The following is a 6427-nucleotide window of genomic DNA, read 5'->3' as shown; positions in this document are numbered from 1 at the left end:
TTTGCAGTCCGTGTTGGTGTCTGCAGCTGGAATATGGGCGCTTCGAATACGAATGGAAATTGACTAAAGGTGGCGTTCTGATATTCATAAATGAATGGCAGAAATCGACTGGAACCTGATCAAGAGCTTTGTCACCGTGGCGGAATCCGGCAGCCTGTCGGCTGCCGCGCGAAAGCTTTCGGCCAGCCAGCCGACGCTTGGCCGTCACATCGGCGAGTTGGAACAGGCGCTGGGCGTCACGCTGTTCCGTCGAGGACGGCACGGCTACGAACTGACGGAGGCCGGCAGCACGCTGTTGGAACGCGGCAAGGCGGTCAGCGAGCAGGCAAGCGCCTTCTCACTCCTGGCACTGGGTTCGGTCGAGGCTATCGAAGGCACGGTGCGTATCGCCGCCAGCGAGGTCGTGGCGGCCTATGTCCTGCCTGAGATGACGATGCGGCTGGGGATCGAGGAGCCCGGCATCGAGGTCGAGATCGTCGCTTCCAATCAGGTTGAGAACCTGCTGCGTCGAGATGCCGACATCGCCATCCGCATGGTCAAGCCGGCGCAGAACGAGCTGATGGCACGCAAGGTCTGCGACATCGAGCTCTGCGCCTGCGCGGCCAAATCCTATCTCGACAGGCGCGGCCGTCCGCTGAAGCCTGCCGATCTTGTCGGCCACGATCTGGTCGGCTTCGACCGCGGCGACGAGATCATCAGGGGTTTTACCCAGCACGGCATCCCCGTCACCCGGAGCAGCTTCCGCTTCAGGACCGACAACCAGATGGTTTTGTGGGAAGCGGTGCGGGCGGGAAACGGCATTGGTCTTGGCCAGGAGCCGCTGGCCGACAGGGATCCTTTGATTGAGAAGGTGCTGCCTGACCTGCCGCTGCCAGTTCTGCCGGTGTGGCTGGCGATGCATCGCGACGTGCGTACCAGCGTGCGCATCCGCCGTGTGGTGGATTTCCTTCACGAGGAGCTGAAACGCTATTCTGCGGGTGCTGGCGCGAATTCGGCGCGGTGAGCGAGCCCGGCCATCAGCAACACGATGATCAGCAGTCCCGACATGGTGATGAAGATCGGGCCGAAGCTGGAATGCTCGGCAACGAAGCCGATCGCCGACGGCGCCACCAGTATGCCGCAGTATCCGATCGTTGTGACCACGCTCATGCCGGTGCCGGAAGACATGCCTTCCTGGTTGCCGCCGGCCGAAAAGATGATCGGCACCATATTGGCGATGCCGAAGCCGCAAAAGGCAAAGGCTGCAATGGCGAGCCAGGGCGAGGGCGCCAGGCCAGCCACCAGCATGCCGACCGCGGCTACGAGGGCCGACGCGCGTAGCGTCGTCACCGCGCCGAAGCGATTGCGTATGCCGTCGCCGAAGAACCGCGTAACCGCCATGACGCCTGAAAATCCGGCGTAGGCGAGGCCGGCGACGGCGAGATCGGCGCCGAGCTCCTGGCGCAGATACAGGGCTGCCCAGTCGAGCACCGCGCCCTCGGAGATCATCGCCAGTAACGCCATCAGCCCGATCAGATAAACCAGCGGGTTTGCCGGCAGTGCGAATTTGTGGTGCTCGGCCGCCTGCGGTCTGTCTTCGGCGAGGAGATAGCGAACGGCCACCGCGATCACCGCGAAGGCAAACGCCGTTACTGCCGCCGCGTGGACGAGGTGGCCGTAATGCTGGATGGCAAAGCCGCCGAGGCCGCCACCGGCAAAACCGCCGAGACTCCAGAAGCCGTGCGAAGACGACATGACGGCGCGGGAGAGCCGCCGTTCGACCACCACGGCGTTGGCATTCATCGCAACGTCCATGCCACCGATCGAGCCGCCGAAGATGATCATGGCAACGGCCGCCAAGGGTACGTCGGGCGCCAGCGCCACGACCATGAGACCGAGGCTGCCGCACAGGGCGAACCAACGCAGTACGGTGCGCGAACCATGTCTGGAGATCAAATGGCCACACCAGGTCATCGCGACGACGGCGCCGACCCCAAACAACAGAATCAGCAGACCGAGCGTGAACTTCGAAATCTCCAGCCGGGTCAGGAACACCGGAATCTGCGGCGCCCAGCTGCCCGTCAGGAAGCCGTTGGCGAGGAAAATGGCCGCGAGCGCCCATCGGCCGCGAATGGCAGTCAGCTTGGCAGTTGACGCGTTCATGAGGCGAATCCCGCAAGAAATGGCTTCGCGCGGCAAATTAGATCGATTCAATTTTCAGTCAAGGCTCTTTCGGGAAGCATTTTTTGAGCCAAACACAGCCTTGAGTGATCGCCGGCCTTAATGGTCCTTGTGGCGCCTTGCCTCGAATTCGGCCTTCTTGGCGTCGGAGGCCTCGGTCTGGTTGAGCGCCTGCCATTGCGCATAAGGCATGCCGTAGACGATCTCGCGCGACTGATCCTTGGTGAGACCGACGCCCTCGGCATTGGCCGCCTCGCGATACCAGTTCGACAGGCAGTTGCGGCAGAAGCCGGCGAGGTTCATCAGGTCGATGTTCTGCACGTCGTTGCGTTCGCGCAGATGCTCGACCAGCCGGCGGAAGGCGGCCGCCTCGAAATCGCGTTGCTGCTCGTCGCTGAGTTCGGTCATCGAAACCTCCGTCATAGCGGCCCGGTGCGCGAGCCGAACATCTTCACCACATGTATATCGGGACGGCGGTCGATGGCGTCAACGATCGGCGCCAGCCGTTCGGCCCAGGCGAGCGCGCCCTTCTGGTCCGATATCAAATCCTGTCGGATCTCGATCAGCGCATGGGCGAAGCCGTTGACGATGGCGTGCTTGTACATGGTGTCGCCGCGCAGCGCGCCGTCATAGGGTTCGTTGTCGCCGACGACGAGGTTCCTGTCCTGCGCCAGCATGTCTATCAACGGCCGCGCCACGCGGTCGTCGAGGTCCCACAGGATGCCGACGTGCCAAGGACGCTGGATTCCTTGCATGGCCGGGGTGAAGGAATGCACCGAGAAGATGAAGGGCGCCTGGGCGGAAGCCTGTGCGACCGAGGCGATCATGGCGCTGACGGCGTCGTGATAGGGCCGGTAGAACCCGTCGAGCCGCCTCTCGCGCTCCTCGGCAGCGATGGGGTAGTTCCCAGGTACGACCGTGCCGTCATAAAGCTGGCGAATGAGCGTCGGGTCGTCTTCGCCGCGATTGGGATCGATCAGCAGCCGCGAAAAATTGGCGAGCACCGCTGGCACGCCCAGCAGGGCAGCCAGTTCGCGCGTCACGCCCTCGACGCCGATGTCATAGGCGATGTGGCGGTCGAACTCCGCTGAGGGCAGGCCGAGGCTGCCATAGTCGTCGGGCAGGTCGCGACGGGCATGATCGCCCAACAGCACGATGCCTCGCTTGCGGTCGCCCTCGATGATGTCGAAAGGCGCGAAAACTGTGGATCGGGTCATTGGCGGGAAATGGTCTGTTCGCTGGCTTCCGGGGAGGATGCTATCGTCATTCCACGAAGACGACGCTTGCGCAATGCCGTTGTTTGGCCAAGGTTTCCCGGGAAATCTGGCACAAGTCGGCGAATTGTGCGCCGGAGCCTTTCTAAATCGATTGGAATTGGACAAAACGGTGCGTTGACATGCGCCCGGACTTTTCCGAAAAGGGGCGCAGAGAGATGCTGATGTGGTTTTTGAGGGGTTTTCGGATGAGTTCCGCCGGCGGGCAGCGCATGCGCTCTGCCTTTGCCATGCCGCTCCTCACTCTTGCCATCGGCCTGCCGGCCATGGTCGTGGCTTCGCCGGCGCGTGCCGATTTCCGCGTCTGCAACGCCACGCAGAACCTGGTTGGTGTCGGCATCGGCTATCGCGCCAAGGCCGGCTGGATCACTGAAGGCTGGTGGCACATCGAGGGATCGAGCTGCAAGACGCTGATCGAAGGGCCGCTGTCATCAAGGTTTTACTATCTTTATGCAGAAGACGCCGAACGCGGTGGACGCTGGGACGGCCCGATCAACATGTGCGTGGCTGAAAAAGAGTTCAAGATCGCAGGCGTAACCGACTGCGTCGCCCGGGGCTTTCAGCGCGCCGGATTCCAGGAATATGACACGGGCGAACAGGCAAGCTGGATGGTCCAGCTGACCGATGAGTCCACAACGGGAGGCGCTCCAGCCACCCCGGGAACAAACAGTCAATGAGACGTAGCCGCAAGGTCAAGATCCTAGCCACCATCGGTCCTGCCTCCTCCTCGGAGGAGATGCTGAAGAAACTGTTCGAAGCGGGCGCCGATGTGTTCCGCATCAATATGAGCCATACCGACCATGAACTGATGCGCACGCTGGTCGGACGCATCCGCGCTGTCGAGGAAGCCGTTGGCAGGCCGATCGGCATCCTCGCCGATCTGCAAGGGCCAAAGCTGCGCGTCGGCAAGTTCGCCAACGGCAAGGAAGTGCTGACGCAAGGCCAGACCTTCACGCTCGACGACAATCCCGAGCCCGGCACCTCGACCAGGGTCTATCTGCCGCATCCGGAAATCCTGAGCTCGGTCGAAGCCGGCCATCGCCTGCTGATCGACGATGGCAAGCTCGAGCTGAAGGCGGTGAAGAGCGACGGCAAGTCGATCGTCTGCACCGTCGTCGCCGGCACCACGATTTCCGACAAGAAGGGCGTCAGCCTGCCTGACACCGACCTGCCGGTCGGCGCGTTGACCGAGAAGGACCGCAAGGACCTCGATGCCGTGCTGGCCACAGGCGTAGACTGGGTGGCGCTGTCCTTCGTGCAACGGCCGGAGGATCTGGCCGAAGCGCGCAAGATCGCACGCGGCCGGGCGCTGATCATGGCCAAGATCGAGAAGCCGCAGGCTGTCGCCCGGCTGGCCGAAATCATCGAACTGTCCGACGCGCTGATGGTCGCCCGCGGCGATCTCGGCGTCGAGATGCCGCTCGAGGCGGTGCCCGGTATCCAGAAGCAGATCACGCGCGCCGCACGCCGCGCCGGCAAGCCGGTGGTGGTTGCAACGCAGATGCTGGAATCGATGATCACGGCACCGGTGCCGACCCGCGCCGAGGTGTCCGATGTTTCGATCGCCGTCTTCGAAGGCGCCGATGCCATCATGCTGTCGGCGGAATCGGCGGCGGGTGCCTATCCCGTCGAGGCCGTGGCAATGATGAACCGTATCGCCACCAAGGTCGAGACCGATCCGACCTATGCCGGCATCATCAACGCCCAGCGCTCCGAGCCGGAAGCGACCGGCGCCGACGCCATTTCGCTGGCCGCGCGCGAGATCGCCGAAACGCTGAAGCTGTCGGCGATCATCACCTACACCGCATCAGGCACCACAGGCCTGCGCGCCGCCCGCGAGCGGCCGCAAGTGCCTGTTATCGCGCTGTCGCCGATCCTCAACACGGCGCGGCGGCTGTCGCTTTTGTGGGGCACGCATTGCGTTGTCTCGCCCGACGCCGTCGACCTCGACGACATGGTCAACCGCGCCTGCCGCATCGCCTTCGACGAAGGCTTCGGCAAGCCGGGCGACCGCGTCATCATCACCGCGGGCGTACCGCTGCGGACACCGGGTTCGACCAACATGCTGCGCATCGCCTATATCGGGTCGGACACACAAGTCAGCCGCTAGATTCCCAAAGCGTGTCGGCTCTGAACGGTTCGGGCGACCGCCTTAGGTCGGCGCGAGTTCGGCCTGCGGTACCTTGATATCGGCGCATCTGCCGGCGCCGTAGGCGTCGCCGGCGATGCGCGCCTCCACGGTCCTGGCCATCGCCTGCAGGTCGACACTCTTGCCGGCGACCTTCTCGATGGCGCCGACGGTCAGGTCGGGCGCCATCCAGTCTGGCTTGTGACCGAGATTGTGCACCCAGACGAGTTCGGCACCGGCAATGTCGCGCGCCAGACCGACCGAATGGATATGTGCATAGACCACCTTGTCGCGATCGCCTGAAATGACCACGGTTGGCGCCTTGATCTCGTTGTAGCGCGGTGCGGCGTCGAGGGCATAGCGATAGAGCCCGGCGACATCGGTGGCGTTGGCGCGAAAGGCTTTTGGTCGCAGCACCAGCGGGATAGAGGCCATTCCGAGATAATTGTCCGGCACCTTGTTGGGCGAGAAAACGCAGGTGGTGGCGTCGGCCATCTGCAGTGTACCGGCCGGATAGGTCAGCGTTTCGGAAAACAGCCAGCCGAGCACGGGAATGGTGGTCAGATCGTAGTACCAGGCGGTTGCGCCGCCCGGCCATGGATGGGTCGCCGGTGCGAGGAAGACCAGTCCAAGTGTCTTGTCTGGATGCTCGCGGCCAAAGGCCGATGTCACCACGCCGCCGAAGGAATGGCCGACGATGACAGCCTTCCTGATGCCGAGATGGTCCATCAGTGCGGCAATGGTGTTGGCCTGCGCCGACGGGTTCTCGTTGTTGGTGCCGCGACCCGACCAGCCGTGGCCTGGCCGGTCGAAGAACAGCATTTCGGCGCGGCCTTCGAGCAAGGGACGCAGCGGCAGCATCTGG

The 6427-nt window shown here is 63.5% G+C and carries 7 protein-coding genes; 3 read left to right on the top strand and 4 right to left on the bottom strand.

The annotated features are described in order from the left end of the window. Nucleotides 1-94: 94 nt before the first annotated feature. On the top strand, nt 95-1003 hold the full coding sequence (locus EN969_RS12355; protein ID WP_063169176.1) for a LysR family transcriptional regulator: 909 nt from the start codon (nt 95-97) through the stop codon (nt 1001-1003). On the opposite strand, the gene EN969_RS12350 is transcribed toward EN969_RS12355, so the two are convergent. The 3 genes from EN969_RS12350 to EN969_RS12340 all read right to left on the bottom strand — a co-directional run bounded on the left by EN969_RS12350 (nt 967) and on the right by EN969_RS12340 (nt 3377). Further along, nucleotides 967-2142 (bottom strand): MFS transporter, encoded by a 1176-nt coding sequence (locus EN969_RS12350; protein ID WP_063170353.1) that lies wholly within the window; start codon nt 2140-2142, stop codon nt 967-969. The two genes, EN969_RS12355 and EN969_RS12350, sit on opposite strands and share 37 nt — an antisense overlap. A 117-nt stretch (nt 2143-2259) precedes the next feature. After that, nucleotides 2260-2568, bottom strand: coding sequence for a DUF1244 domain-containing protein (locus EN969_RS12345; protein WP_063170352.1), 309 nt, complete (start codon nt 2566-2568; stop codon nt 2260-2262). 11 nt (nt 2569-2579) lie between these two features. Next, the gene (locus tag EN969_RS12340; RefSeq protein WP_024502956.1) at nt 2580-3377 is read right to left on the bottom strand and encodes an N-formylglutamate amidohydrolase; all 798 of its coding nucleotides are present in this window, start codon (nt 3375-3377) and stop codon (nt 2580-2582) included. Between the two features lie 245 nt (nt 3378-3622). Between EN969_RS12340 and EN969_RS12335 the strand changes: the two genes are divergently transcribed. Both EN969_RS12335 and pyk read left to right on the top strand, forming a co-directional pair. Further along, on the top strand, nt 3623-4111 hold the full coding sequence (locus EN969_RS12335; protein ID WP_063169175.1) for a DUF1036 domain-containing protein: 489 nt from the start codon (nt 3623-3625) through the stop codon (nt 4109-4111). Beyond that, entirely contained in the window at nt 4108-5544 is a 1437-nt protein-coding gene (gene pyk, locus EN969_RS12330; protein ID WP_013529204.1) for a pyruvate kinase, read from the top strand. The genes EN969_RS12335 and pyk overlap by 4 nt, the downstream gene beginning before the upstream one ends. Before the next feature lie 42 nt (nt 5545-5586). Here the strand turns inward: pyk and EN969_RS12325 are convergent. Continuing rightward, nucleotides 5587-6427 (bottom strand): alpha/beta hydrolase (locus EN969_RS12325; RefSeq protein WP_164758234.1); only part of this gene is annotated, 841 nt, incomplete at its 5' end.

The sequence above is a fragment of the Mesorhizobium sp. M7A.F.Ca.CA.003.01.2.1 genome (assembly GCF_003998945.1).
Taxonomy (GTDB): domain Bacteria; phylum Pseudomonadota; class Alphaproteobacteria; order Rhizobiales; family Rhizobiaceae; genus Mesorhizobium; species Mesorhizobium ciceri.
The sequence above is the reverse complement of the archived record's forward strand: the minus strand, read 5'-3'. Positions and strand labels throughout refer to the sequence as shown.